The 24,971-nt window shown below is 51.1% G+C and carries 20 protein-coding genes and 3 pseudogenes; 7 read left to right on the top strand and 16 right to left on the bottom strand.

The annotated features are described in order from the left end of the window. Positions 1–422 precede the first annotated feature (422 nt). A complete protein-coding gene (locus KQP84_RS22895; RefSeq protein ID WP_215848428.1) occupies positions 423–899 on the bottom strand; it encodes a heme-degrading domain-containing protein in 477 nt (158 codons plus the stop codon). Positions 900–1,071: 172 nt separating this feature from the next. On the opposite strand from KQP84_RS22895, the gene KQP84_RS22890 reads away from it, so the two are divergent. Beyond that, positions 1,072–1,545 carry an OsmC family protein gene (locus KQP84_RS22890; protein WP_215848427.1) on the top strand — a complete coding sequence of 158 codons (474 nt, stop codon included), beginning with the start codon at positions 1,072–1,074 and terminating at the stop codon, positions 1,543–1,545. A 158-nt stretch (positions 1,546–1,703) separates the two neighbouring features. Further along, a pseudogene (locus KQP84_RS22885) lies at positions 1,704–3,651 on the top strand (methyl-accepting chemotaxis protein). Between the two features lie 60 nt (positions 3,652–3,711). On the opposite strand, the gene KQP84_RS22880 reads toward KQP84_RS22885, so the two are convergent. Genes KQP84_RS22880 through KQP84_RS22860 form a run of 5 tightly spaced genes read right to left on the bottom strand, consistent with a single transcriptional unit; the run spans position 3,712 to position 8,729 of the window. Continuing rightward, entirely contained in the window at positions 3,712–4,803 is a 1,092-nt protein-coding gene (locus tag KQP84_RS22880) for an ABC transporter ATP-binding protein (RefSeq protein WP_215848426.1), read from the bottom strand. 2 nt (positions 4,804–4,805) lie between these two features. After that, the gene (locus KQP84_RS22875; RefSeq protein WP_215848425.1) at positions 4,806–5,738 is read right to left on the bottom strand and encodes a carbohydrate kinase family protein; all 933 of its coding nucleotides are present in this window, start codon (positions 5,736–5,738) and stop codon (positions 4,806–4,808) included. Next, entirely contained in the window at positions 5,735–6,574 is an 840-nt protein-coding gene (locus KQP84_RS22870) for a carbohydrate ABC transporter permease (RefSeq protein WP_215848424.1), read from the bottom strand. The genes KQP84_RS22875 and KQP84_RS22870 overlap by 4 nt, the downstream gene beginning before the upstream one ends. Continuing rightward, positions 6,564–7,472 (bottom strand): carbohydrate ABC transporter permease, encoded by a 909-nt coding sequence (locus KQP84_RS22865; RefSeq protein ID WP_215848423.1) that lies wholly within the window; start codon positions 7,470–7,472, stop codon positions 6,564–6,566. The genes KQP84_RS22870 and KQP84_RS22865 overlap by 11 nt, the downstream gene beginning before the upstream one ends. 9 nt (positions 7,473–7,481) lie before the next feature. After that, positions 7,482–8,729: an extracellular solute-binding protein gene (locus KQP84_RS22860; protein WP_215848422.1), complete on the bottom strand. Its 1,248-nt coding sequence runs from the start codon at positions 8,727–8,729 to the stop codon at positions 7,482–7,484. 282 nt (positions 8,730–9,011) lie between these two features. Here KQP84_RS22860 and KQP84_RS22855 point away from each other — a divergent pair, with 282 nt between their 5' ends. Further along, the gene (locus KQP84_RS22855; protein WP_215848421.1) at positions 9,012–10,181 is read left to right on the top strand and encodes an ROK family transcriptional regulator; all 1,170 of its coding nucleotides are present in this window, start codon (positions 9,012–9,014) and stop codon (positions 10,179–10,181) included. A gap of 35 nt (positions 10,182–10,216) precedes the next feature. Here KQP84_RS22855 and KQP84_RS22850 read toward each other — a convergent pair whose 3' ends face one another. From KQP84_RS22850 to KQP84_RS22840, 3 genes are all read right to left on the bottom strand, one after another. Next, positions 10,217–11,491: a Glu/Leu/Phe/Val family dehydrogenase gene (locus tag KQP84_RS22850; RefSeq protein WP_215848420.1), complete on the bottom strand. Its 1,275-nt coding sequence runs from the start codon at positions 11,489–11,491 to the stop codon at positions 10,217–10,219. 516 nt (positions 11,492–12,007) lie between these two features. After that, positions 12,008–12,391, bottom strand: a complete 384-nt coding sequence (locus KQP84_RS22845; protein ID WP_215848419.1) for a DUF1090 domain-containing protein — start codon at positions 12,389–12,391, stop codon at positions 12,008–12,010. A 114-nt stretch (positions 12,392–12,505) separates the two neighbouring features. Further along, positions 12,506–13,294 (bottom strand): transcriptional regulator, encoded by a 789-nt coding sequence (locus KQP84_RS22840; RefSeq protein WP_215848418.1) that lies wholly within the window; start codon positions 13,292–13,294, stop codon positions 12,506–12,508. Positions 13,295–13,728: 434 nt separating this feature from the next. Here KQP84_RS22840 and KQP84_RS22835 point away from each other — a divergent pair, with 434 nt between their 5' ends. Continuing rightward, the gene (locus tag KQP84_RS22835; protein ID WP_215848417.1) at positions 13,729–14,124 is read left to right on the top strand and encodes a hypothetical protein; all 396 of its coding nucleotides are present in this window, start codon (positions 13,729–13,731) and stop codon (positions 14,122–14,124) included. Between the two features lie 19 nt (positions 14,125–14,143). On the opposite strand, the gene KQP84_RS22830 is transcribed toward KQP84_RS22835, so the two are convergent. Beyond that, positions 14,144–15,040, bottom strand: a complete 897-nt coding sequence (locus tag KQP84_RS22830; protein WP_215848416.1) for a LysR family transcriptional regulator — start codon at positions 15,038–15,040, stop codon at positions 14,144–14,146. A gap of 106 nt (positions 15,041–15,146) precedes the next feature. On the opposite strand from KQP84_RS22830, the gene KQP84_RS22825 reads away from it, so the two are divergent. Then, complete coding sequence (locus KQP84_RS22825) at positions 15,147–16,241, top strand: oxidoreductase (RefSeq protein WP_215848415.1); 1,095 nt, start codon at positions 15,147–15,149, stop codon at positions 16,239–16,241. Positions 16,242–16,263: 22 nt separating this feature from the next. On the opposite strand, the gene KQP84_RS22820 is transcribed toward KQP84_RS22825, so the two are convergent. From KQP84_RS22820 to KQP84_RS22795, 6 genes and pseudogenes are all read right to left on the bottom strand, one after another. Further along, positions 16,264–16,737 carry a nuclear transport factor 2 family protein gene (locus tag KQP84_RS22820; RefSeq protein WP_215848414.1) on the bottom strand — a complete coding sequence of 158 codons (474 nt, stop codon included), beginning with the start codon at positions 16,735–16,737 and terminating at the stop codon, positions 16,264–16,266. A 38-nt stretch (positions 16,738–16,775) separates the two neighbouring features. Then, positions 16,776–17,734 (bottom strand): annotated as a pseudogene (locus KQP84_RS22815) (sugar-binding transcriptional regulator). Between the two features lie 7 nt (positions 17,735–17,741). Next, entirely contained in the window at positions 17,742–18,176 is a 435-nt protein-coding gene (locus tag KQP84_RS22810; RefSeq protein ID WP_215848413.1) for a 6,7-dimethyl-8-ribityllumazine synthase, read from the bottom strand. 30 nt (positions 18,177–18,206) lie between these two features. Continuing rightward, entirely contained in the window at positions 18,207–19,145 is a 939-nt protein-coding gene (locus KQP84_RS22805; RefSeq protein ID WP_215848412.1) for a sugar phosphate isomerase/epimerase family protein, read from the bottom strand. 10 nt (positions 19,146–19,155) lie between these two features. Beyond that, positions 19,156–20,691, bottom strand: a complete 1,536-nt coding sequence (locus tag KQP84_RS22800) for a glycerol-3-phosphate dehydrogenase (RefSeq protein ID WP_215848411.1) — start codon at positions 20,689–20,691, stop codon at positions 19,156–19,158. 54 nt (positions 20,692–20,745) lie between these two features. Further along, on the bottom strand, positions 20,746–22,293 hold the full coding sequence (locus tag KQP84_RS22795) for an FGGY-family carbohydrate kinase (RefSeq protein WP_215848410.1): 1,548 nt from the start codon (positions 22,291–22,293) through the stop codon (positions 20,746–20,748). 469 nt (positions 22,294–22,762) lie between these two features. On the opposite strand from KQP84_RS22795, the gene KQP84_RS22790 reads away from it, so the two are divergent. Continuing rightward, positions 22,763–23,416, top strand: a complete 654-nt coding sequence (locus tag KQP84_RS22790) for a DUF2291 domain-containing protein (RefSeq protein WP_215848409.1) — start codon at positions 22,763–22,765, stop codon at positions 23,414–23,416. Beyond that, positions 23,413–24,949: pseudogene (locus tag KQP84_RS26015) on the top strand (sugar ABC transporter ATP-binding protein). Before KQP84_RS22790 ends, KQP84_RS26015 begins: the two are co-directional and overlap by 4 nt. Positions 24,950–24,971 lie beyond the last annotated feature (22 nt).

Raw genomic sequence — 24,971 nt, 5'->3', positions numbered from 1 at the left:
TGAGATTAATGTGTGAATTGCGTGAAGGTGCTCGAGTAGAACTGAACCATCCAGATCACATAAACCAACCATACCACCAGCGCGCCTGCTAACCCGACTTTGCCCGTCATCATTATCTTCTCCTGCTGTCGTTTCGTGGTTTAAAAACCGTTTACATAAACTGACAGTAGTGCGGATAACGTTTGTTGTTGTAGATCAAAAAAGCGTTGTCGGCGGATTTAAGTTTTCCGGTTTGTGGTCAAGTTAACCCTAATTCAGTTACTGGCTGGAAAAATTTCTCCATCTCTTTACAGAGCTGAACAGGCAGCATCAAAATCAGGCCGCACGAAGCGGCTTTATGCGTTGATAAATTGGCTATCAGGCGCGTTTAAGTCTTCGCTGACCGCCGTTATCGGGGTCTTGTGCCTCTTCGCGCTTTTGGTTTACGTGTTCAGAGTATGTTGAATTTGTTGAATGCCCCATAACGCCAACGTATGATCTTCTTCAGACGGTAAGCCACTGACGCTCACCGCACCAAACACCACGCCCGCCTCGTTCAACAGCGGGAATGAGCCACCGTGATCGGTAAATTCATCTTGTGCAATCCAGTTCATCTCTTCCATGCGTTTGCCGCTCTGCTCATTGTTAAGGCCGAGGTACATTGAGGCATGTCCGAAGCGCAGTACTGAATTGCGTTTACGCTTCATCCATTCCAGATTGTCTGGGCTTGAACCGGGCAGCGCGGCGAAGAAAAGAGGCTGACCAAAGGCATAAACTTCAATAGCGACCGGTAATTTTTGCTCACTGGCACGCTGTTGCAGGCTTTGGCCTAAAAGCCAGGCCAGTTGGAAATCAAACGTAGATAAACGACTTTCAGCTTCTTGTTGCAGGATAGTGTGTGAAGTAAGGGTCGATGACATGGTTATCACTCTGGTTTAATGGAATTAATATTCCATTAAACATACCAACAAAATAAAATTACCGCATCCATTTATCCTGAATGCGCAAAATTTAAGTTTTTCGCCATGTAAACTTCACTGCATTCAAGCGATCCTTTTAATATCAGTGGCAAATAACCCATAAGGATGACAAATGGCAGCACGTGAACATCATTATCAGCTTAGCGTCGAATGGACCGGCAACAGCGGCAAAGGCACCGAATCTTATCGTTCCTATCAACGTGATTTTGTGGTGACGACAGCGAACAAACCTGCAATTCAAGGCTCATCCGATCCGGCCTTTCTGGGCGATGCGACCCGCTGGAATCCAGAAGATATGTTGCTGGCCTCTACGTCCGCCTGTCACAAGTTGTGGTATCTGCATCTGTGTGCGGAAGCCGGAATCGTGGTAACTGCATACCGTGATAATGCAGAAGGCACGATGACAGAAGGTGAAAAAGGGCACTTTACTCAAATTAACCTAAAACCGCAGGTCACGGTGCGGCAGGGCAGCGATAAAGCGTTGGCGTTGGCGTTACATCACAACGCGCATGAGATGTGCTTTATCGCCAATTCGCTTAATTTTCCGGTGCTCTGCGAAGCATCGATTACCGACGCGGCTGAATAATCTCACTTTTACAGTGGCGACTCCCCACGCCACTGCGATCTCTTCTAAAAAAGCGTCCTCGGCAGTGATTAAAGTTCAAAAAAAGCGCCGATAGAGGATCCTGTAACGGATGAAATTTACAGGGAGGTCATGAGAAGGTTTATTTCAGGGGAGCCGCAATGGCCAATCAAACCAAAGAGAAGAAAAGAATGAGCACCCGCACACAGATGCTGTGGACGGGAGGCTTGACTATCATGCTGGGTTTCGCCGTTACCATTGGCGTGCTGAGTTGGCAATCGAGTAAAGAACAGAAGACGCTGGCTGAAAACTATTTGCAGCAAATTGCGCAAAGCAAAGGTTTGCAGATTCAACAGGAATTAAGCTATGCGCGTGATGTGGCGCATAACCTTGGCCAAAGTCTGATTGCGTTGCCTGCTGCGAATATCACCGACCGCAAAGTCGTTGACAAAATAATGGAATATTCGCTGCGCGCGAATCCCGACTATTTATCGATGTCAGTGATTTTCGAAGAAAACGCCTTTGACGGACGTGATGCGGAATTCGCAACGCAACCTAATCAGGCACCAAAAGGGCGTTATGCCTGGTTTGTCGATCGCGATCAATCCGGCAATTACTCCATGCACCCGTTAACCTCTTATCTCACACCAGGACAAGGTGATTATTATCTTGTGCCACAAAAAACCCAGAAAGACACCCTGACAGAACCTTATAGCTATGCTTATAACGGTGTACCTACCTTATTAACCTCCGTGGCTGCGACTGTTTTTGAAAATGCGAAACTTCGCGCCGTCGTCACCTCTGATATTTCGTTAGCCTCTCTTCAGCAGAAAGTGAATCAAATTAAACCTTGGGAAGGCACCGGTTATGCGCTGCTGCTCTCCAATGGCGGCAAAGTGATTTCGTCCCCGAATAAAGATGAAGCAGGAAAAGCGTGGAAAGGTCAAAACGATGGGTTTACCTCGGCGGTGGTTCAGCATTTTGATGCAGTGCTCGGTGAAGAGGCATTGATCACCTGGCAACCGGTGATTATCGGGAACAGCGATAAGCCTTGGTATATTGGTGTGGTCGCGCCGGTGAGTCAGGTGATGGCGGCGGCAAACCGTCAATTAATCTATGCCATTGTCTTGATGATTGTGAGCATTTTGCTGGTGGGTACGCTGCTTGGCGTGCTGTTCAACCGTAAAGTCCTGCGACCGATTGGTGGCGAGCCGCTGGAAGCCGCAAAAATTGCATTAGCGGTGGCGGATGGTCATTTGGATAATGTCATCACCGTTCAGGCTAACGATCGCAGCAGCCTGTTTTTGCGCTGCATACCATGCAAAGCCAACTGCGAGCCATTGTTGGGCAGATCAAAGATGCCAGCGAATCAGTACGCCAGGGTGCAGGTGAAATTGCCAGCGGCAATCTCAACCTGGCTTCGCGTACTGAACAACAAGCCGCGGCGCTGGAGCAAACGGCTGCCAGCATGGAACAGATCAGCGCCACCGTTCGCTTAAATGCGGATAACGCACAGCAGGCAACCAGCCTGACAGAAAATGCCACGCTTATTGCGAGTCGCGGTGAAACTCTGGTCGGGCAAGTGGTTCAAACCATGGCGCAGATTGATGACAGCTCGAAGAAGATCGGCGACATCACCACCATGATCAACAGCATTGCTTTTCAAACAAACATCCTTGCACTGAATGCCGCCGTTGAGGCCGCGCGTGCAGGCGAACAGGGGCGTGGATTTGCCGTGGTAGCGTCAGAAGTGCGTAATCTTGCTCAGCGTAGCGCAAATGCGGTGAAAGAGATTGCCGCATTGATTGAGGAGTCGAGCGTGCGGGTTGAAAGTGGTGTGAGGCTGGTGAATGACGCGGGAAAAACCATGCAGGAGATGACGCAGGCGGTAACTTCGGTTCAAGGCATCATTGCTGAGATTGTATCAGCTTCTGATGAGCAGGCGCGGGGATCAGTCAGGTTACGATTGCGGTTAATGAGATGGATGGCACCACCCAACAGAACGCCGCACTGGTGCAGGAAATGTCTGCGGCAGCCAGTTCTCTGGAAGATCAAGCGCAGCAGCTGGCACAAACAGTTGAGCAATTCCATCTACAGCAGAGTGCATAATCACTGACTGTCGCTGTTGTTTGATGAATAAACGAAACCCGCCATTTGGCGGGTTTTTTATTAATGCTCAAAAACTTCAGTGAGCCGTTCACCCTTTTCTGCATCAAACAGATGTATTTTCTGCGTATTAATACCGATTGCCAGCGATCCGCCCGGCGTTGCTTCGCTGCGGCCTGCTAACTGCATGTGCAGTGGCGAACCTTGCCATTCCAGATGTAATAACGTGGATTCACCGGTAATTTCGACAATTTTTACCAAGGCTGGCTGGCCCGATGCGTCGCAGATCAAATCATGAGGGCGTACACCCAAGGTTACTGCTTGCCCTTCGCGTTGTTGTGCGGCCGTATGCCAGCGTGGCGGCAGTGCAAACCATTGGGCACCGCACAGCAAGCCGGGAAGGCCATTTTGCTGCTGAAAAACGGCATTGAGAAGATTCATGGGAGGCGAGCCAATAAATCGCGCCACAAATGTATTTACCGGACGATCATAAATAGCCAGCGGCGCGCCTTGTTGCACAATCACACCATCCTTCATCACCACAATCTGATCGGCTAGCGTCATCGCTTCAACCTGATCGTGGGTCACATAAACCATGGTGGTTTTAAAGCGCTGATGCAATGATTTGATTTCGGCGCGAAGTTCCATTCGCAACTGAGCGTCAAGGTTGGAGAGCGGCTCATCAAACAAGAAAACCTGCGGATTTCGCACCATGGCGCGTCCCATTGCGACACGCTGACGTTGACCACCAGAAAGCGCACGGGGATAGCGTTGCAGCAGCTGATCAATGCCTAAGATAGCGGCAATGCGAGCGATTTTACTCTTTTGCTCGTCACGCTTGACCTTCTTCACCTGCATATGGAAGGCAAGATTTTCCGCAACGGTAAGATGCGGATAGAGCGCATAACTTTGAAATACCATCGCGATATCACGATCTGCCGGGTCGAGATCGTTGATCTGCTTTTTATCCATCAAAATCGCGCCATCAGACAGGGTTTCAAGTCCCGCTAACAGGCGCAGCAAGGTTGATTTTCCGCAGCCGGAAGGGCCAACTAACACGGTGAAGCTGCCATCGGGAATGGTTAAATCCAGCGGATGTAACACGCTCTGTTTGCCGTAGCGCTTAGCCACTTTTACGAGTTCAACACTGGCCATAATTAGCGCACCTCTTTGTGTTGTTGAAGTTGTTGCCAGTCGGGATAACGGCGCGGAGAACTGCTGATCGCCAACGAAGCAACATCAATGCCCCATTGCAACGCGGTGTGCGCAGATTCTTGATAGAGCAATGCCGTCAGAAAGCCGGCGTTAAAGCTGTCACCGGCACCAATGGTATCGACCACTTTCACCGGCTGAGACGCGACATGCATTTCCTGCAAGGAATGCCAGAGGCGTGCGCCGTCAGCGCCGCATTTCACTACGCAGCCACCTATGCCACTGAGCTTGGTGGCCAGTTGTTGCGCGCAGGATTGCAGAGAAGGCAAATCTGCCAAACCCAAGGTTTCGACTTCATTCAGCAGTAGCCAGTCGCAATGCTTCAGCCAGACGTCAATCTGCTGACGCAGCGCAGTCGACCAGCCTTCAGGCGGCCAGCCGGTATCGACCGCCACGATAAAACCGCGCTGTTTAATCTCTGCCAATAAGGCGGGATAAGCCGCATAAAGTTTGAGGCAAAGGAAGGTGCCGCACAGCAGTACGATGTCACCCGCTGTGGCTTGCGCGGGCAGTTGCGCCAGAACATCTTCCGCGGTGAGTTCGGTGATGTGACCGCGATTACTGATAAAAGAACGTTCATTATCCGGGTGCGTTAAGCCCACCGTCAGCGAGGTTTCGCATGAGGAAAGCGGCCAATGTGCTGCACTGTGTGGAAAGTGGCTTGCCAACCAGGCGCTAAAGCCATCATTGCCCTGATTCGCGATGGCGCGATGGGGAACCTGCATCGCTTCCAGCGCCAGCGCGCAGTTACCCGCCGAACCGCCGGGACGCAATTCACTGTGCTGCAACATCACTTCTGTACCGCGCTGAGGCCAGTCGTTAAGTGTACTCATGATGAGATCAACGTTGATGTTGCCCACCACATATAAAGTATTCATCCTTTACTCCCGCCACTGGCCAGGCCGCTTACCAGCGTTTTCTGAAGCCAGATAGCAATAAACAGCGGTGGAACCGACGCCAAAATCCCGATGGCTGCTATCAGACCATCATCGGTAGCGCGGCCAGCGGTGAACCCGGCAATCGCAACCGGCAAGGTTTGCGCCGAGATATTGCTGGTAAACAGCAGCGCATAGAAAAATTCATCCCAGGCGAGCAGCCAACCAAACAGCGCCGCTGCACCCAAGACCGGTTTTGCCAGCGGCAAAGTAATACGCAGCAAAACTTGCCAGAAGCGTAATCCATCCAAACGCGCGGCTTGCTCAATATCACGCGGCAGTGAGTCGAACTGATTTTTCAACATCCAGGTCAGGAACGGCAAAATCAATGAGCAATAGACGATGACCAGGCCGGGGCGGGTATTAAGCAGATCCAGCTGTTGCAGCAAAAAGTAGAGCGGCAACACGAAGGCCACAGGCGGCACCATGTAGATGGCCAGCGCACCGAAAAGCCAACCATCACGGCCTGGGTAGCGCGAAAAGCTGAATGCTGCCGGTATCGCCAGAAACAGCGAAATCAGGGTGGCGATACTGGCGACTAATAAACTATTGCCCAACGCATGCAGGAACAGATTGCCGGGTTGATTGGGGGCCAACGACACTAGTCGCGTGTAGCGGCTGAAATCCCATTCACGCGGCAGCCACTCCAGCGGCACGCGTGACAGATCGCCGGTAGAACTCACGCTCATCAGGAACAGCCAGCCCATCGGCGCCAAAATAGAGAGTGCCACCAGTAAAGCCGCACCGTAGCGCAGCAGAATGCGCAGGTTAGTTTTCATAAGCGGAACTCCGGCGACGCTGACGCCATAACATCAGCAAATAGATCGTGATCAGCAGGGCGCACATCAACGTCATCAACATGGCATAGGCGGCACCGCTGCCCGCGCGCAAATAGCTGAACGACTCTTGGTAAACAAAAAAGCTCAGCGTTTTAGTGCTGTCGACGGGACCCCCGCGTGTCATCACATAGATGATGTCGAAGATTTTAAAGGCATCAATGGTGCGTAACACCAATGCCACGCCGAGCGGTGCAACAATGGCCGGAAAGGTGATGGCGCGAAAACGACGCCAGGCAGAAGCACCGTCTAAGCGAGCCGCTTCAAAAAGATCGTCGGGAATGGATTGCAGCGCCGCCAACACTAACAGCGTGACCAACGGATAGTTTTTCCAGATGTCAGCGAACATCACCGCGTTCAGCGCGGAATCAGGCGATCCCAGCCAACTGCGATAACTGTCGATGATCCCGAGTTGCGTCAGCAGCGCATTAATGCTGCCGTAATCAGGATTGAAGTTAAGCCGCCACATCATGGCATTAACGATGGTCGGCAGCGCCCACGGCAGAATCACCAATACCCGCAATACATTGCGACCCGTGAATTTCTGATTTAGCAGCAGCGCCACCAGCACGCCGATAACGCCTTCAAAAGCCACCGATACCACAGTGAAATAGAGCGTACGCAGGATTGAGGTTTGAAAATCGGGATCGGTCAGCGCATAAACATAGTTCTCAAGACCGATCCAACCGGGCGTTTCGCCGCTGCCAATCAGCGCCGCATCGGTAAAACTTAACCAAATGGTGCGCAGCAGCGGCCAGGCAGTAAGCAGCAGCATCACAATGATCATGGGTGCAAGCAGCACCCATGCCTGACGCTGTTCGCGTTGACGCAAACTCAGCATCGTTGCTCCTTAACGCAAGCGCGCAGCGCTTTTATCGACGGTTGCCATGGCATCTTGCGCTGGCGTTTTACCTAACAACACTTGCTGAAGTTCTTGCTGCAGCGTATTGGAGAGGCGCGAATAATCCGCAGTTTCAGGACGTGACAACATCACGTTTAGTGACTTGTCCGCTGCGGCAATCAAACTCTCCTGATCTTTTTTAACCGCCTCATCCTGATAAGAGGATTTCCAAATCGGCAGACTAAGTTTGGCGTATTGGTTTTGTACCGGCTGAGAGGTCATATAGGTAATGAACTGCCACGCTTGCTCAGGATGTTCGCTGCCTTTCGCAATGCCCAATCCCATCGAGCCGTTAACCGCGCCCACTTTGCCCGGTGCGTCTCCAGGCGCGGGCAGGATACCGACATCACCTGCGACCTTGCTCTGTTTGGGATCGTTGGCCATGTTGTACATGTAAGTCCAGTTAAGCGCGAAAGCGGCATCACCATTAGAGAAAGATTTGCGAACATCCTCTTCAAGATATTCACGCGATGCGGGATTACTCAGACCTTCATCCAGTGAACTTTTCATAAGATTTAGCGCTTTCAACGAGGCGGGACTCGTAAAGTTCAGCTTACCGTTTTGATAAAATTCACCACCAAAACCAGAAACCAGCGTGGTGTAATCGCACACCAGCGCTTCAGCCTGCGACCAGCTCCAGACCAACGGATATTTAACGATATTTTTCTGCTTGATAATTTTGGCGTCGTCCATCACCTGTTGCCAGGTTTGCGGCACGTCGGTAATGCCTGCTTTTGCCAACATCGCCTTGTTGTAATAAAGATATTTGGTATCCAGAATCCACGGCATGCCAAGGGTTTTGCCCTTATAAACCACGGTGCTCAACGCGCCGGGGAACACCTTTTCTTTCTCTTCTGGCGTAATACGTGAACTCACATCCTGCAGCAAATCAAAACGGGTGAATTCGGCAGGCCAAATCGCATCAAACAGCACCACATCGTAGCCGTTACCACCTGCGCCTTTTGCCGCCACGATTTTGTCATGCAGCGCTTCGTAAGGCACAAACTCAAGGTTCACTTTTACATCAGGGTGTTGTTTCTCAAAATCTTGCGTCATGGCGCGAATGTCATTTTCGCTGTAAGCCGCTTGCGTCATGAACAGGGCGTTGATTTGGCTGGCCGCGGATGCGCTACCAGCACTCAACATCAGTAACGCGGCGAGGCCGCCTTTGAGTTTCGGAGTGAAACGTTGGGTCATGATGATCTCCACACAGCAGAAACAGAGCGGGATTAATTAAATCAATTTGATTGATTTAATCAGAGGCGTAACTTAGGCCAGCTTGAAACCGCTAACCTGATAACACTAAGCAAACGCCATGCCATAACAGGATCAAGGCGCAACAACGCTTAGGAAAGACTGCGCTTTTGAGGCCAATCTGCCTATCATCACGCGCTGAAATTGTGTGCAGGATCAAAGATATTATTTGATCAGCCCTTTTTCGCAGCCGATACTGAGCCACTTGCTGTTATGGACATCATCATGAAAACCTCGGGCACTAATTTAGAACATGCACGTGCGCACAATCGCCGCGTCATCATTGAAGCGATTCGCCTAAACGGTGAACTTACGCGGGCTGAACTGGCGCGGTTAACTGCGCTAACGCCGCAAACTGTCTCTAATATTGTCGCGGAACTGGAGCAGGCCGAGCTGCTCACCAGCCGCCAGCCGCGACGGAGCGGACGTGGACAACCCTCCATTCCAGTCGCGATTAATCCCGCCAGCGCGTGGTCGATCGGCATTCATCTTGATCATCAAACATTGTTGCTGGTGCTGGTGGATCTGAGCGGTGAAATTCACTTTCGTCGCCTTGTTATGGTGCAGAAGCCGCAACCCGCTGCTACGTTAGCGCGCATCGCGGCACTGCTTGATGAGATGCGCGCCTTTCTCGGGGCGCAGTGGCAAAAAGTGTTGGGTATTGGCGTCGTCATGCCAGGCCCGTTTGGCGTAGAGGGAATCTCATCTGTTGGGCCAACCACACTCAACGGCTGGGAAAATATCGATATTGAAGCGGAGCTTGCTGCATTAAGCAATCTGCCCGTTACGCTGGAAAATGATGCTACCGTCGCTGCTATTGGTGAACGATTCCACGGAATTGCGCGTCAGCTTAACTCGTTTATCTATCTCTATATCGGCACCGGTTTGGGCGCCGGCATCTTTACGGATGGGCATATTTATACCGGCCATGCGCACAACGCTGGTGAAATAGGGCACATCGTCGTGGAGCCGGGCGGGCGGGCTTGCTATTGCGGCAATCAGGGATGTCTGGAACGTTATGTCTCGTTGCAGGCAGCGTATGAATTTTGTGGGCTGGATCCCATGAGCGCGCTACCGGAAGATTTATTAAATATTGAACACGCGCAATTTGATGCGTGGATTGAGACGGCACTCACGCCGCTGCGTCAGGCGATCAACATTCTCGAATCGGTTTTTGATGCGGAAGCCGTGATTATTGGCGGCATGATGCCAGCGGAATTACTTGAAAGAATCGTCAAGCGCTTGCCGCCATTGTATCAATCTGTACGTGGGCGTTATCTTGATGGCATGCGGCTGAAAACCGGCATGAGCGGCAGTGATACCGCTGCGCTGGGTGCCGCCGCCTTACCCATATTTGACGAATTTAATCCGCAGTTTCAGGTCTTGATGAAATAGCGAGGCGCTGCAGATAATCAGCAGCGCCTGGTTTATTAGCCTGGATAGATACCACGATCTTTACGTGCCATCAGGATACGTTCACACGCCACAATGTAGGCTGCGGTGCGCAATGAACAATCCTTCTCTTTGGCTTTTTCCCACACGTGGACCATCGCTTCAGTCATGATTTTATCTGAGCGCTGGTTGATCTCGTCCTCGCTCCAGAAGAAGCTGGCCATGTCCTGCACCCATTCAAAATAACTCACGGTGACGCCGCCTGCGTTGCAGACCACATCGGGGACCACGATGATGCCACGCGTTGCCAGCATGTCGTCCGCGTCAGGATAGGTTGGACCGTTTGCGCCTTCCAGCACCAGTTTGCAGCTCAGCGTTTCAGCGCGTTGACGAGTAATTTGACCTTCAAGCGCGGCAGGGATCAGGATATCCATCTCCGTACTCCAGAAAGCCTCTTTATCAATATGTTGCGCACCGCTGAAACCGGCAATTTGCTTGTGCTCAATCTGCCATTGTGTCAGGGCGGCCATGTCGATGCCGTCTGCGTTGAACAGCGTTGCCGTGTGATCCTGAATCACCACCACGCGCGCACCTGCTTGATCGAACAGTCGTGCTGCTTCGCTGCCGACGTTACCGAAACCTTGCACCGCTACGCGCGCACCTTCTATTTCGATGCCAGCACGGTGAGCAACTTCGCGGCCGGTGATAAATACACCGCGCCCAGTGGCTTTTTCACGTCCCAGCGATCCACCAAGGTGAATGGGTTTGCCGGTGACCACGCCGGTAATGGTGGTGCCATGATTCATGGAGTAAGTGTCCATCATCCATGCCATTACTTTGCTGTTGGTTCCCACGTCCGGCGCAGGAATATCTTTTTGTGGCCCAATAATGATGCCGATTTCGCTGGTGTAACGGCGCGTCAGACGCTCCAGTTCACCTTCTGAAAGCTTAAAGGGATCAACACGAATGCCACCTTTTGCGCCGCCGTACGGTAAGTTAACTGCCGCACACTTGATGGTCATCCAGGCAGAAAGCGCCATCACTTCATTAAGATCAACGTCTGGATGGTAACGAATGCCGCCTTTTCCTGGCCCGCGTGAGAGGTTGTGCTGAACGCGATAACCTTCGAAATGACGAATGGTGCCGTCATCCATTTGCAGGGGGATATCAACGATCAAAGCACGTTTAGGATGACGCAGCGTATCTATCCAGCGTGAAAGGTCGCCGAGGTAAGGCGCTACGCGGTCAATTTGCTGTAAATAGGTTGACCAGGCAGATGTGCTAGTTTCTGACGCGTAAGATAACTTAACCATATAAAAACCTTTCTTAATGAAGTTATTTATTGTGTAGGGCCGTGGATGTGGAGCGCATTTAACCGCGCAGACATAATTTATCACTGCTGGAAAAAATATGATGTCGTTGCTAAGGCTAACCCAGCGCCAACATGCTCTTTAAAGCGGAAATTAAGTGAATAATTATCCAAAATATGGCTGCGTTATAGCTGCATAAAAATGCGTAAATGTGGCGTAAGCTGTGCATATAAAACAATTTTTAATGAGTTTGTAGATCTTTGAAGGGCTTCATAAAGTGAACTTATTGTTTATAGGACGTATTGACTTTGTTGCACCATCAAGGTGCATGAGAGAAAGTAATCAGAGGGTGAGATAAAGTAATGAGTGAGGCAGGGATTAAGCTTGGTGATCAACAGATTAGCGTATAACGGCTGGCGAAACCGGTTATAGCCAATGTTCAGCATCACAAGGAAATGACATGAAAGACCAAAGAAAGCCAGCGTTGCTGAAGTGAACATCGACGCTGGCATAAACACGTTATTGCACGAGTGCGTGTTCTGCTTCTTGTAATTCTTCCTGCGCTTCCGCTAGCTTTTGTTGACGCTTTTCAATTTTGCTGGCGCGGCCTTCGGCCTGTGCTTGCGCCAATTCTTGCTCGCGTTTTTGAACATCCTCTTTTTTAGCCGCTACTTTTGCCTGGCGCTGTTTTAACAGTGAACTGTCGTTACAGTGAGATTCAACTTCGCGTAACGCTTTTTCCAGTCCGGCAACGCGGGACATATTGTTATGCTGTTTTGCATATTTCAGTTGTTGCTCAATATCCGCTTTTTTCGCAGCGCATCCGGTCAGGTCACTGGCCGCTTGTGCAGATGAAGCAGTCAACGATAATAAGAGTGAAAGAGCGAGCAAGGTGGTTTTCATAGAGGTTCTCGTTAGGCTTAAATAAGATGATGCCTATTATATTCAGGAACCTTAAGAGAATCTTACCCAAAAAAATATCTGAAGGACAGAGAAAAGAGCCGGAATTAACCGGCCTTAAGCTGCGCCTGATTGCCAGGTGTTAGCAGGAAGGGAATTAAATGAGTAGCGCAAATTTTTATCAGGCCCGCTCAGCATGACCGCTTTTCCCGCTGCACGTTCACTATCAAAATAGTGATTCATCGATTTACTGATGCCCGCGCCACACCACATAACATGATGTTGATACTGAGCCGGTTTCGCTGCGGGCTGTCCAGACATTAATGTCGAGACTTCAACGTGAAAACCCATTGCGGTTAAACGAATCGCTTCCAGCCAGATTTCGCTAACGTTCTGTACACTGACCGCTTCGAGAAACAGCGGAACAGTTTCCCCACGTCGAGAAGAAGCGCGCATGACAATCCCCGCTTGCTGTCGAACGCTCTGTTCGAAACGCGCCAACCGCCGTGATGAACCCTGGCGATGATCGGCATGTAGCCACTGGTTTAGGGGACAAAGCAGCTTAAAAACCAAGTCATCGCCACTGTAGTCATTCGACATATCGCGCATTTTGCGCGAAAGCGAAAGCGGTGTGCCGTATTCAAGTTCCCATAACATGTCGCCTTTACGCGCATGCCAGCCGGAAGTCGAAACTGGACGATGTAACGCTTTACCACGTTTGATTTCTTTTAGCGTCGCACCTGTCGCTGTTAAGGCAACAAGGTCGTAAATTTCGTTTAGCTGATCGTCACTCCAGCCCTCGTTTTGTAATGTGTACGCAAGCAGGCCCTGATGCATCCAGCGCTTTAAATTTGCCGGGTGCGTGCCAGTCAGTGCACAAATAGTATCAGTCGTATGGAATTGCATAAGATGCCCTCAGATGAGGGAATGGCCGCCGGGTTAACCGAGGATGAGAGGTCACTATGAACCTCATAAAAATAAATAGATAGGTTTCCACTGCCTCAAAAGCGAACAAACTCATTGCTGAATAATACATGTTCACTTCTACGTCATGATTTTAAGCGATTATTAACCCAAACGGCAGCATCAGAATTTATCTATAAATGTTAAGCATAAGCACAGCATTTTTAGTCATAACCTTTTGGTGCAAAACAACATTAGCGCATTATTTCACCGCAATAAGGCTGAGAAGTCAGCGACGACATCTGGCATGAGCGACTTTTACAGAAACCTGACGTTAAAACCCATTTTTAAGAGCATGCCGAGGGAGGCTGCGCTTTCATCCTTTGCCAGAATCGCTAAAATAGACAGTTCATTTGTTTGGGAGAAAGACCGCCATAATGCGTTATCGTTTTACACTCGCCGCTATAACGGCCGCCACGTTGCTGGCGGGATGCGCTAAGCATTCCTCAAAAGATGCACCGAATGAATTCGCTGCTGGTCCAACGCAAATCAATGTTTCGCACATTGTGACGCGTGCGGATGATGGCTCAAATGTGTACCTGACAGTAGACGGCAAAGATGCTGGCGAATTACTCAATGGTGACAGCATGTTGATACATGTGCCTGCAGGCAAACACAAAATTGGTGGCTACGTTCCGACGCTGTTTGGCTTAGGCCGCGTAACGATTGCACCGGTTGAAGTCACCACGTCGCCCGAGAATGTAAAAAAAGTGGCTTATTCCGTCACGCGTAATCAGGCTTCTTTTGCTGAACACGACGACGCGCAAGGTTAATGAGATTTCGCCCGGCGCGTTACGGCGCGCCGGACATATTGATAGATTGCATTGCTTGTTTGAGCACGTCCAGAAAGGTGATAACCCGCACGGGCAAATGCCGTGAAGTAGGGAACAGCGCCCAAACCGCTAACATTTGATCCTGCACGTCATCCAGCGAGATGGCGATAAGTTCGCCGTTAATTAACTCCTCACGTACGTCCCATTCTGTCAGCTGCGCTAATCCCATTCCGGCTATACAAAGCGCACGCACGCCTTCAACATTGCTGCTGCTAAAGCGGCCTTCTACGCTGATGCTGGTGGGTTGTCCATCAGTAATAAAAGTCCACTGTAAGACGCTGCTTAGCCGCAGGCAGTTGTGTTCGCTTAATGCCGTTAGCTGCGTGGGTTTGCCATGCTGCTTAATATAATCAGGCGAAGCACACAAAACGCGGGGATTATCCGCCAGCTTGCGCGCTACGAGCCGAGAGTCCCGAAGCGGTGCGATGCGGATCGCGATATCAAAACCCTGTCCAACAATATCGATAATGTCGTCGCTGAATTGAAGATCTACGTTGAGCTCAGGATTGTTAGCCAGCAGCGCCGGAAGAAGCGGCATGATAGTACGACGCGCAAAGCCGGAAGGCGCAGTCACACGTAAATTGCCGGCAGCGCCTGATTTCTGCGGCGACAGCAAGTTTAATGCGCCGCGTTCGGCTTCCAACATCGCGCGTGCATAAGGCAGAAATTCTTCTCCTTCAGCGGTTAATGCCACCGCCCGCGTTGTGCGATGCAGTAAACGCTGACCCAGTTCATCTTCAAGTAATGCCAGCCTGCGCGACACGGTCATGGGCGTGGTATTGAGTCGTTTTGCTGCCTGCGTAAGGCTTTGCGTTTGCGTCACCATCAAGAAGACATTCACATCTTTGAGATTCATTTATAACGAATTCCGTTATGCAGACGTATCATTTACGTCTCTTACTGTCTGAACAGGCTCTTATTATAATGATAAGTAATACTTCTCGCTTATCAGGATAATAGAAATGACGTCTTTACCCCTTTTTCAAACCGGTCAGATCAATAAGCTGCAACTAAAAAATCGCTTGTTAGTTGCACCGATGACACGCATCTCAGCGTCTGAATGCGGTGTGCCGGGAGAGCGGATGCAAAAATATTATCAACGCTTCGCCCGCGGGGGCTTTGGCACCATTATTACTGAGGGTATTTATATTGATGATGCCTGGTCGCAAACCTATGCCTTTCAATCTGGCTTGATTAATGCGGAGCAAATTGCAGGTTGGCGAGCCATAACAGAAAGTCTTCATGTTGCGGGTAGCAAGGTAATTGCACAGATTCAGCATGCGGGCGCTTTATCACAAGGCAACATTTACCGCACAGAAACAGTCGCGCCTTCGGCAATTCAACCCAAAGGAAAACAGCTTGAGTTTTATCATGGGAAAGGCCCGTATAAGCTGCCGCATTCCCTGGAAGAGGATGAGATTCAAAGCATTATCAGCGCGTTTGCCAACACCGCATCGCATGCGGTTAACGAAGCTGGATTTGATGGTGTCGAAATTCATGGTGCCAACGGCTATCTCCTTGATCAATTCTTCACCAGTTATACCAACCAACGCCGCGATTGCTGGGGCGGTGACATTGCTAAACGTTTGTCACTGAGCCTGGAAGTCATCCGTGCTGTACGCCAGAAAGTAGGGCCAGATGTGGTCGTAGGTATTCGTATTTCGCAGGCAAAGGTCAATGACTTTGAGCATCAATGGTCCGAAGGAGAGACGGGTGCAGCTCAGGTGTTTTCTCTGCTTGCAGCGTCAGGCGTGGATTACGTGCATATCACCGAACACCAAGCCTGGCAGCCAGCATTCAAAAACGGCACATTATCGTTGGTTGAACTGGCGCGTAAAGCTGCGCCTGATTTAGTGTTGATTGCTAACGGCGCAGTAGATGATGCAGATAAAGCCAGCCGGGTGATGAACCTGGGCGCTGACTTTATTGCTATTGGCAAAAGCGCGTTGGCGAATCCAGACTGGCCGCTACGTGTGCAGCGTGGCGAATCAATAGATAAATTTGATCGCGATCTTTTGGCACCGTTTGCCGATGTTAAAGAAAGCGAACTTAGCTAAGCAGCATAAAGCAGGCGGTTCGCTAAAGACCCAACTCACTGAGAGAAGGGTGATCATCAGGGCGACGGCCTTGCGGCCAGTGAAATAGCCGCTGGCTTTCGCTTATAGCCAAATCATTAATGCTGGCAAAACGGCGCGTCATTAATCCGTTTTCGTCAAACTCCCAGTTCTCATTACCGTACGAGCGGAACCAGTTATCGCCTTCGTCATGCCATTCATAGGCAAAGCGAACGGCAATGCGATTGAGGTGAAAACTCCATAACTCTTTGATCAGACGATATTCATGCTCGCGCTGCCATTTTTCAGTCAGAAAGGTGACAATGTCACTGCGTCCATTAATAAACCGGTCGCGATTACGCCACTGGCTCTCTTCGGAATAGGCTAAGGAAACACGTTCGGGTTCACGGCTATTCCACGCATCTTCAGCCAGACGAACTTTTTGAATAGCCTGGTCGGCATGCGTGAAAGGGGGTAAAGGTGGGCGCGTGTTGCTCATGAAATCTCCTGAATACACTAAAAAGTCATGATGAAACGTCAGATGTCTGCCAACAAAGCTTTAGCCGTCAGCTCATCGGTAATCAATCCTGTTAGTAAACCACTTGCCAACACTGCGCGGATGGCCGCAATTTTGGATGCACCACCGGCTAACGCAACGATTTCATCGCGGCGTCGTATATCCAGCGAAACAGCCAGCGTGCGCGCGGTGAGAGTGTTATGGATCATTTGACCGCGTGCATCAAAGAAATGACCAAGCAGCTCGCCGATGCCACCTGAAGCTGAAATATCACGAATTTCTGTTTCTTCGATCATTCCCGCTTCTACTAACTGTGCGGCAGGTTCCACGGTACCGATTCCCACTAATTTCACTTCGCTTTGCGCGGCCATGGCAAAGACTTCGCTTACGCCACGTTGCGCCAGCAATACATCACGATCTTCTTCGGTATTGGCAAAAAGGGCACCGGCATCATGTAGGCCTGTGCGCCGGTTTTTTCTGCAATGCGGTGCATAACATCATGGGGATTAAGCGCGTAATGACGCGTCAGGCATCCCAACAAGGAGACAAAGCGGATATGGTGTGCATCAAGGCGAGGTAATTGATGAATGGCAGCAGAGAGAGTACGCCCGTGTCCTAAACCCAGCGTTGTGGGTTGAGTGGCGCAGAGCAAGTTGCGCAGATAATCAGCGCCCGCCATGCCCAATGCGCGCACCGGCAAACCTTCTTCACCCAAATCAGGCGCTACGCGACAAAGACGTAACCCGTGACGCTCACGCAACTGATTTTCCAGTTCAACGCAAGCCACGATATCGCCATCAATTGAGACTTTTACTGCGCCTTCTGCCACCACACGGGCGATCAAACGGTGGGTTTTAACCGAAGGCAAACCCAGACGTTTTGCCACTTCAGCCTGCGTATAGCCGCCGACGTAATGCAGCCAGGCGGCACGTAGCGCGAGCGACTCATCGTTGTCAGGTGAAGTGGGCGCAGATTTCATAAATGAATCAGATTTCCAGCGCGTGAATCTGGCTAACCGCATTAGCGGCTTCTTTGCCTTTCTTCACGAAATGCGCCGTGTAGAAATCGATAAACTCATCAGCGGGCTGGAAGTTATGCGGTGTCAGAGAAACGGAAAAAACAGGCACATTGGTAGCAAGCTGCGCCTGCATCAATCCTGTGACCACCGCCTGGGCGACAAAGTCGTGACGATAAATGCCACCGTCTACCACCAGTGCGGCACAAACAATCGCGTCAAATTTGCCGGTCTGCGCTAAACGTTGAGCCAGCAACGGCATTTCAAACGCGCCGGGCACATCCCAGGTTTTGATTTCGAACGGTGTTCCGCGGCTTTCAAGTTCTTGCTCAAACCCAACAAGGGCTTGAGAAACGATTTCGCTGTGCCAGTTTGCTTTGATAAAGGCGACTTTCAACGGCTGCATGACTTACTCCAGTAAAAGTGACATGACGGGTTAGCGGATCAGATTGAGATCCTGCACCCCCGAATCAATATGGTTGGCCCAGAAGGCAACGCTCTCGGCGATATCCGCGACCACCTGACTGTCGGTGGGTTCGCGCTCTTTGAAGCTGAGTTCCAGGCAAATTTCATTGTCTTGCGCGCCGCCTTTAGCAAACGCGTCAAGCAGCGGAGCCGGTTGGATTCGACCGCCAGTATTATACTGTAATGTAAACGGCCTGTGCCCGCCTTTATCCAACATACTTTGTTTTATATGGATAATCGGCGAATAACGCGGCACTGCTTCAGCCCAGGCATAGGGATCGTAATCGCGTGGATCGGCAGAGGTAACATCACCGTGATCGATATCTGCCATCATCCACAAAGGTATCGCCAGGTTTTCCCCACTCAATCGTTGCTGTAAAGCCATACAGGCTGGCAGAGTCTCGCCAAACTCACGGCCCACGCTCATTGGCTCCCAGAACAGATAAGATAAACCGGCGGATTTCGCATGTTCAGCCACTTCTGCCCAGCAATCGATGGCAATATCGATCATCTGCTCGCGGCGGGCGATATCGTTAAAATCTTTATAAGTAAAAATGGCGAATTGCGAGCCCACCGCGTCACCGCCAAGCTCAGCGGTGATATCCGCGAACGTTTTAAACCAGTTAACGTAATAGCGTCGAACATCCGCATCGGGATGACCAAAGTGATTCAGCCTGCCGTAAGGGCCGGTCATACCCGATGTGATGCGAACACCCGTTTCGTTCATTGCCTTTTTCATGCGGCGCGTCATCTGCATGATGGTTGACGCCTCCCAGCTGGGATTAATAAATTCATGCGTAAGCTGTAAATCCCGCACGCGAATCTGCTGCGCGACGGTATGAATCAAATCTTCAGGATCGGCAAAGCGATTCACCAGTGGATTAGTATTGAGTGAAAGCGTCAATGGCATGATCGGCTCCTTATCCTACGTTAACACGCAGCGGTTCAGGTGACGTTGTCACAAAAGTGGCGTCAAACCATTGCGTAAAGGCTTGCTGCTGCTCAGGGCTGAGATGCAATTTATGTTTGGTGCGGCGCCACATCACATCTTCAGCCTGCTGCGCCCACTCTTTCTCAACCAGATAGCGCACTTCGGCTTCATAAAGTAATCCGCCAAAATGGCGACCAAGATCGGCTATCTGAATGGAATTACCGACAACTTGAGATAACCGTGCACCATAGAGGCGAGCATAGTGTTTGCGTAACGCTTGGGGCAGCCACGGATATTGCGCTTTGACCTGCTGTAGAAAACCCTCGAAGTCCGCGTTGGCGATTTCACCGCCGGGCAAGGTGGCGCCGCGTGTCCAGTTTGGTCCCATAGTCGGGAAGAAAGGCGCCAGTTTTTGCATCGCATGTTCAGCAAGTTTACGGAAGGTGGTGATTTTGCCGCCAAAGACGTGCAGCAGCGGGGCATTTTGCTGATCGTCCAGATCAAAAACGTAGTCGCGCGTGACCGCAGATGGATTGCCTTTGCCATCATCAAACAACGGCCGCACACCAGAAAAACGGGTAATAATATCGCTGGGCGTGAGCTTCACTTTAAAATAGCGATTAACGACATCAATAAGATATTGCTGTTCAGTATCATCAGCCGTGACGGCTTCAGCTTTGCCTTGCCACGGAATATCGGTAGTGCCGATCAGCGCTTTGTCACCTTCATACGGATTGATAAAGATGACGCGTTTATCACTGTTTTGTACCAGGTACGCCTGCTGGCCTTCCCAGAATTTAGGCACGATGATGTGCGAACCCTTGACCAGCCGCACGCTTCGGCTGCTGCGGGTCTGCGTGACCTGATTCACGATGTCCAACACCCAAGGACCGGCAGCATTGACCAGCACGCGGGCTAAAACCGTCCGCTGCGCGCCGCTGGCTTCATCCTGTAAGGTAATTTGCCATTTTCCTTCCAGCCGCTTTGCCGCAAGGCAGCGCGTGCGCGGAAGAATGGTGGCACCGCGCTCGGCAGCGTCTAAAGCATTTAGCGTAACCAGACGCGCGTCATCAACCCAGCAATCTGAATACTCAAACCCTTTTTTATATTGATCGAGCAGCGGTGCGCCTTCGGGATCGCGGGCCAGATTTAACGAACGCGTGCCGGGTAACTTCTGGCGTCCTCCAAGATGGTCATACAGAAACAAACCAAGACGAACCAGCCAGGCAGGGCGATCGTTCGGACTGTGCGGCAAAACAAAGCGCATCGGCCAGATAATATGGGGCGCAGAGTTCAGCAAAACTTCGCGTTCAATCAACGCTTCACGCACCAGACGAAATTCGTAATATTCGAGGTAGCGCAGGCCACCATGAACCAGTTTGCCGGAGCGTGAAGAAGTCCCTTGCGCCAGGTCATCTTTTTCACACATCATCACTGACAATCCGCGCCCAGCCGCATCACGGGCAATGCCTGCACCATTGATACCGCCGCCGATGACAAATAAATCCAGTAGATTTTCACTCATGATTCACTCCTTTATGAAGGCGTCAGGCTTGGCCAAACGCATTCAGCACGCGGATTACTGTTTCAGTTGATGCCAGACCGAGGGCAGATCGCTGCGGATTTGTTGATAGCTGGCGAAAAGGTGTTGATAGCGCGCGACCAACTCTGCGGGTGGCGCTTCAGGAGGATCAAGCAGAGGCGTAACCCAGGTTTCCACGCAGCGCTGCATGGTGGGATAAGCACCGATTGCCACCGCTGCCATCATCGCGGCGCCTGCCGCGCCAGCTTCCTCTCGACGACTGCTGCGTACCGGCACACCAATGCAGGCTGAAAGGATCTGGCGCAGGTGTGCAGAACGTATAGCGCCACCGGTCAAACGCAACTCGCCGGGCAGTGCGCCGCCCATTGCCTGATAGCAATCACGCGCGGCCATGCCGATACCCTCAATAACCGCACGAACCAAATCACCAAACTGGTGGTTGTAGCTCAGCCCAATAAAACTGGCGCGTGCTTCAGAATTCACAAATGGGCCGCGTTCTCCTGCGATGGAGATATACGGGTGATAAAGCAAGCTGCCGGGTTTGGCTTCGCTCAGCCAGCGATCAATGTGTGCCACTAAACGGGCATGATCGGCTTCGCAACCAAAACTGTTAAGTAAATCGCTGGCGACTTTGAGCAACCAATCGAGATTCAACGTTGAGGCCATATTGGTTTGCACCTGCGTGACATAACCGGGCCATGGCAAAGGGATGACATAACCGGTCTGCGCAGGGTTGAGCCAAACATCGTCAATGGCGACGGCACGCAGATGAACGCCGGTGGAGCCCACAATCGAACAGGCGGTATTGGCTTCGCCGGTATGGACGCCCGCACCCAGCGCGGTCATGGCCATATCGACATAGCCCAAACAAACAGGTATGCCGACAGCTAAGCCAGTCAATGCAGCGGCTTCCCGAGTAAGCGGATGGGTGATTTGTGTGCCATCAATAATTTCTGGCAACAAATCTCGGCGATGTTCCAGCCCCAGCGCGGCAATCACCGTGTCGTCATAGCGCTGATGACGGAAATTACCAAACGTAAAGCTGGCTTCAGAAGGATCGGTGGCGCGCACACCCGTGAGGTTAAGATAAAGCCAGTCTTTGCAGTGCAGCGCCACTTCGCAGTGCTCAAGCAACGCGGGAAAGTGGCGATCCATATGCGCAAGTTGTGATCCCTGCTGACAAGTATTTAGTCCGGTTCCCGTGGCGTTAAAACGTGCGCCAGCAAGCGCCGAGTGATTCAGCTGCTCAACCGTTGATGCCGCACGCGCATCCAGCCAAATCCAGGCGTCACCAATGGGTTGATTATCGGCACCCACCAACCAGCTTCCATCCCCCTGAGCGGTAACCGCAATCGCCACCACGCGGGCATTCAGATTCTCTACGTGTTCGCCCAGCTTGCGCATGGCATTCACTGCGTCTTGCCAGGTTTGCGTCATGGATTGCTGCGCCGCACCGCCTTCACCACGGTAATAGGTGTTGCGCACTGAGGCGCAGGCGAGTTGTGTACCTTCAAGATCAAACGCCACCGCTTTTACTACGGAAGTACCCGAATCCAGACCCAGAATAATGTCGCGATTATCCATGCATGCCTCCAGGCCTTTGCCGCAGTCGATCGCTGTTAAGAGAAGTGATGTTCATTGCCATCCCGCTTTAAAGGTGCTGACACACTCTGTAGTGGTGTTAACAGCATGTGATTTTTTTGCTAATTAAATTCATACACCACATCTCACTGAGATAACACTTCATTTGTATTATTTTGCTGACCAGACAATATATTTCATTTGAATTAGCGAGGAAGATCACGCTTTTCAGGCGGATAACGAAATGTGATCGCGGCTACGTTTTATTATTTATACTTATAAAACAGTGAATTAATCTCATTTTAATTTTAGGTTGTGCAAATAAGCGATCCAGATCTCTCTCTGCAAATAAAGCGTTGGCAACTGTTGACAATTTAGTCACATCAGAACGATTCTCTTCACAGTAGTTATCATATTTATAACATTTAAGGCGGCGTATATCGCCTGTTGAACAGCCTGAGAGGTCAACATCATGTCCGATGTCTCTACACTTACGAGCCAACTTTCCCGCCGCCGCTTACGGCGCTACAGCTTTATTAGTCTCGCCGTCATCGTGGTGATCGGTGCAATGGCATTGGACACCAAAGTGGTCAAAAAAGGCTCAGCTGACGATGTGCAAGAGCAGGCTTTTTCGCCCGACAGCTACGGCAGCAAACACTTCCCTGATATTCAGAAAGACGTTGCTGCGCGAGCCATTGATGCCAAAACACTGGCAGAAGCCTTGCTGGCTAATCAGCAAGAAGCGGCGAAAAAATATGGCGTGGGTTCACCACTTCCGGTGATGTCGGTGAAACTGGAAGGCGTGGTAGAGCAAGGAAAAATGGGCATTTACGCGTTGAAAGTGGCCGATATGCCACAAGGGATACAGGTAAGGATGCAAACTGGGCCAGCCATTACCGGTACCGATCTGCGTGATGCAACGGGCAAAATCCAGTTCGGCGATTTCACTAACCAAATCGAATATCAGAACGCGGGTTCAGCGATTAACCGCGCGATGAAAACCGCCGTGTTAGACAAAGTCGATAACGCTGCCTTAACCGGTAAAACCGTGCAGGTGGTGGGCGTGTTTCGTTTACTCAATCCTAAAAACTGGATGATCACGCCGGTTAGTCTGGAGGTGAAATGAGCCCGTTTAACGTTAATCCCGCGCTGTTGAAAGGCGAAGTAATCCTTGAGGCTCGTAACGTGAGCAAGGTTTACGGCTCTACCCACGCGCTGAAAGGCGTCAATTTTGAAATTCGTCGTGGCGAAGTCACTACGCTGTTTGGTGAAAATGGCGCAGGCAAATCCACCTTAATGAAGATCCTGTCTGGAGTAATCAACCCCAGCTCGGGTGACATTGTATTGAACGGCGAACGCAAAGTGTTTCACTCCGCGACTGAAGCGCGTGATTGCGGGATTTCGATTATTCATCAGGAGTTGAATCTCGCACCAAATATGAATGTGCGCGACAACATTTTTATTGGGCGTGAAATCATGAAACCTGGCGGCGTGAACTACGCCGAAGAGGCACGTGTAACGCGCCATCTGATGGAGGCGCTTGAAGAAGAAATCGATCCGTTAACGCCGGTTGAAAATCTCCGACTCGGTCAACAGCAAATTGTTGAAATTGCGCGAGCATTGTCCGTGAACTCACAAATTTTAATCATGGATGAACCCACGTCTGCATTAAGTGCTGCTGAAGTTGAAGTGCTGTTTCAGGTGATTCGCGATCTGACCAGCCAGGGCGTAGCGATTGTTTATATCTCTCACCATCTTGAAGAAGCACTCGAAATTACCGATCGGGCCGTTGTGCTGCGTGATGGTGTCATGACCGCCTATGCCAAGCGCGATGAAATTGATCTTGAGTGGATCGTGCGCAACATGGTGGGCGACCATTTTGATTTGGGCGCGCCGCCGCAAGGCTACGACTTTGGCTCTACCGCGTTGGAAGTGAAAGATCTCACGGTGAAAGGCAAAGCGGGCATCAAGCTGGTGGACAACCTTTCTCTGAATGTCCGTGCGGGTGAAATCGTCTGTATATACGGGTTAATGGGGGCAGGCCGCACGGAACTCATGGAGTGCGTGGCAGGGCGGTTACGTCAGGCCAGCGGCAGCATCTTTTAGGGCGCGACGATGTTTCAGATCTGACCATTTCACAACGCATCGCCGGCGGCTTGGCCTTGGTGCCAGAAGATCGTCAGCGAGACGGTTTGGTTCAAACCATGACGGTAGGAGAAAACATCTCTCTCGCCAGTATCAGCGAGTTTGTGCGTGGGCTGGTGCTGTCGACGCGCCGTGAAAAACAGCTGGTTAGCGACAGCATCCGTAACGTGACGGTGAAAACTTCCGGCGGCGAGGCGGCAATTGGCTCGCTGTCGGGTGGCAACCAACAAAAAGTGGTGATTGGCAAAATGCTGGCCACCCGTCCCAAAGTGATCCTGCTGGATGAACCCAGCCGCGGCATTGATATCGGTGCGAAAGCGGAAGTCTTTCGGCTGCTGGCGGAGAACGCCAAAAAGGATTAGCAGTGGTTTATACCACCTCCGAAGTGGGCGAATGTTTGAGCATTGCACATCGAATTGTGGTGATGAGCAAAGGGCGGATATCAGCCATCTTCGATTCCAGCGTAACAAAAGAACGCATTATGGCCGCTTCAGGCGAATCACTGGTGGCATGACGATGAAAAACGGAGAAAAACC

The organism is Candidatus Pantoea bituminis, assembly GCF_018842675.1.
GTDB classification, from domain to species: domain Bacteria; phylum Pseudomonadota; class Gammaproteobacteria; order Enterobacterales; family Enterobacteriaceae; genus Pantoea; species Pantoea phytostimulans.
Note: the sequence above shows the minus strand (reverse complement) of the source record. Positions and strands in the feature narration are given on the sequence as shown.